Here is a 3,738-nt window from a genome sequence, read left to right as displayed (position 1 = left end):
AATTTCATATATTTCACCGTCAAAGTATTTTTCTGTTTTGATAAGTTTTCCGTTTTCATTGTAATACTTGGCATCTCCTTCTTTGGTATGGTTTAGATAAGTTATTTCTTCACGAATGTTTCCGTTTTCCCAGTATTTTTTTACCTGACCGTGCAAATAGTCATAAACATAGGGTGATTCCTCCTTGAGGTTTCCGTTTGGATAATACTTTTTTAACAAGCCATGATAATAGCCGTCCTTATAGGGACTTTCATTTTTCTGTTGTCCGGTGACGTAGTATGTTTTGTATGTATTGTTTATTTTTCCGTTTCTGTATTCCATCTCGCGGGCCATTTTCCCGTTAGAGTAATAAGAAGTAATTGTTCCGGTTTCATTGTCAAGGGATATGGGTGATACTTCTGTGTTGTCTGTCCCCGGATGGGTATACCCCATTAACCTGCCATATTCATATAAGCGCACCAGTTGCAGGTTGCCTTCCGGGCAATAAAACTCTTTTCTGCCGTGTGTTTCATCATTCAAATAGTGTGTGACCGTATGGGTGTTTCCATTCTCATAATAGGTATACCAGGTCCCTGCTCTTTTTCCGAGCTTGTAGTGATATTTGTTTTCCGGTTTGCCATTGTCAAAATAGAACACATAATCACCATGCAATTCGTCCAGTAAATAATTGACAACAATTTCCGGTTTACCGTTTTCATAAAACCACGTCCAGGTTCCGTGTTTTTTTCCGTTCAGGTAGTTGCCACTTAATCTTTTTTCGCCGCTAAAAGTATAGTGTGTATAGGGCCCGTGCTTTACCCCGTTGACATAAGTGGTTTCATAGTTGGTGTTTCCGTTGATATAGGTATTGCTCAAGGTGTACTTGTTTTTTTGAGGGGAGTACTCTTCCCGGCTGTACATATTTCCTTCTATGTCAAAATGCTCTTGATAAAGGGGGTCCCCAAATTTAAACATAGATTTTGAAACCACTTTTCCGGAAGCTGAAAAATAGTGTTGTAAACCGTGCAGACGGTTTTTGTGGTAATAGACCATTGACTCTTTGGTTCCGTCAATATAATAAGTATGCCACTCGCCCTGACGGGTGTCGTTTTTATACCATCCCTGAGTGGCTATCTTGCCATTGGGGTGGTATTCTGCATAATACCCGTCCAGTTCTCCATTCTTGTAATTGATTACTGTTTTTTTATCGCCGTTGAGAAAATATTCCACATATTCCCCGTCCAGGGCATTTTCAATGTAATTTGCTGAAGAGGACAGCACACCATTATCAGTATAATACTTCCAGTGGCCTGTTTTTCCCCCGGAAACATTGTATCGTCCTTCTGAATAGATTTGCCCGTAAGCATTATACCCCTTAAAGTCAAACTCACCTCTGCGTTTTTTGCCTTCGCTGATGATGTTGCCCGCTTTGTCATAAAAAGTATAAGCGGTAATCTCACCTTTGTTGTATTCATATTCATTGAAGGGTTTTCCGTCAGGGGAATAGTTTTTATAAGTCCCGTGAATCTTTCCTTTTACATAGGTAAATTCGTTTTCAGGAGCGCCATCAATGTAAAACATTTTGACCGGTCCCTCACGGGTGTTATCCACATACCTGCCTGTTTCCAACAACTCGCCGTTTTCATGGTATTTTTTATAATCGCCATGTATATCTCCGGCTTTGTAGTTGACTTCCGAATATAATTTCCCGGTGGGGTAATAGCTTTTTTCCGTTCCTTCTTTGAGGTCGTTCTTTGCCTTATATTCCATATAAAGCGTTCCGTTTGCAAAATACTCCTTGACGACACCGTCAACATTTCCGTTTTTGTATTCCACATAAAATTCAGGGATTTCTTCGCCCACGGCAAAATATCCATTATACACCCCGTCGAGTTTTCCGTTTTTGAACTGTTTTTTCTGTATCAAGGCGCCTTTCTCGTTGTAGAGCAAGTACTCCCCTTCCAATTCGTCGTCTTTAAACTGGGCGACAAGTTTAGTCTTTCCGTCGGGAAAATAATATTTGTTTTCCCCTTCAATCAATCCGTTTTTAAATACCGCTTCTTCTTTCAGGGTGCCGTCAGGATAGTACCAAACCCATTGGCCATCCCGCTGGCCCTCTTTGTCAAACTGGCCTTTGCCTGAGAACACTCCCTTTTCGGAAAAAAAGGTCCAACTGCCGCTTGCTGTGTTGTTGTCCATTTTACCAACAGCTTCCAAATAACTATTGGAGTAATTAAAATACATACCGCTGTCTTCCTGCAGTATGCGAAAACTGCTATTTGACAATACATCTATCCATTTGGGGTAAGCCGCATCTACAAAAGCAATGATGTTGTTTTTTTCAGCATTGATGATTTTTTGATAGTCGGGGTTAGTGGTGGAATAGAGCAGCGTGTATGCCAATTGATTAAAATGGCCGTTGGCTTCCACCCATTGGTAAAAAGGCACATAGACTTCTGCCCAAAACCCCTTTTCTCCTTCATAGTTCTTTAACTGGTCGAGCAAGGCGTGGTTTTGATTGATGACCGGAAGTTTGATTTTATTGCCCGTGTTATAATTTGCATTTAAAGCAATGTGGCTTTCCAGGATCAGGTCAATCATTTCAAAGGAGTCTTCATCATCAGAAATCTGCAGGGAGGGGTCAGGTGTATTGGGGTTTTTAATAGACACCATTTCATTAAGCCCACTCACTACAGCAAGTGAACTTGCTCCTTCGGGGTCAAGGAGCAGGTACATATTAAAAGCCATCATGGCCTGAGATATTTTATTTTGATTGTAACAGATGTTTCCCAGCCTGAGGTGTGGTCTTGCATAGCGGGGCTTCAGCAATATGGATTGTTGATAATGAGTGATGGCCCCATTTATATCGCCCATTTTCTCAAGCACCACTCCTTTGTTGAACCACAGTTGGGCATATTTGGGATATTTGGCAAGAGCCTCATCAAAGGTTTTTATCGCCAGGTCATACTGCTCCAAATACTCATAGGCCACGCCGCGGTTGATGTAAAAATACAAATCAGACTCTTCACAATCGCCGTTTAAACCTTCATCTGAAAGTGTTATGACCTCATCATATTTGTCCAGTTGGAGTAAATAAAAAGTCCTGGAAACCAGCGACCCACAATAGATAGAATCGTTAGTCGGGACTTTTTTTAGCAACTCCAATGTTTTTTCATGGTCACCTTGCTGGATGCTTTCGCCGGCTTGCTTTTGTAATGCTTCAATGTCAATTAATGGGATTTTGTCTTGTCCAAACACCAAGGTGGACATCAAGAGGATAAGGGGGAACAGTATTTTTTTCATGCAAGCAATATATATATTTTTTTGGCAAAACTTTAAGAAAAGTTTAAAATTAACAACTGCCTTCAAAAGGGGGTTGTTTTTAAACATTTTAAGGGGAGCTGCCCGGCTAAAAACCATTCAAGGTTTAATGTTCAAGGCTCTTTTTGCTAATAGCTGCTTTTCATACACTCCTCATACACTGTCTATTAAGTATCTCCCTGTCTAAGACAAAGCACCAATGACTCAAGCACCAAATTCCAAATATCTAAAATGGTAACCGGTCATCCGGCATTTTTCTGTCTCTTTTCTATTTTCTATGCTCTCTTTTCTATCACTCAACCCGTCCTGAAATTACAAGAAAAAACATTGATTTGTTCCAGGGTTGTTCCAGGATTGTTCCAGAAAACCTCCTGAAAACCGCATTTTTAGGAACCCATGTGGGAGGAATGTGGGAGAAAACTGGGAGGAGGGGTTTTT

At 40.7% G+C, this 3,738-nt stretch carries 1 protein-coding gene; it reads right to left on the bottom strand.

What is annotated here, in order from left to right:
- On the bottom strand, window positions 1–3,282 hold a 3,282-nt coding region (locus AC6F75_RS00005; RefSeq protein WP_500712871.1), incomplete at its 3' end, for a tetratricopeptide repeat protein.
- Window positions 3,283–3,738 lie beyond the last annotated feature (456 nt).

This window comes from Planktosalinus sp., from assembly GCF_059864935.1.
Note: the sequence above shows the minus strand (reverse complement) of the source record. Positions and strands in the feature narration are given on the sequence as shown.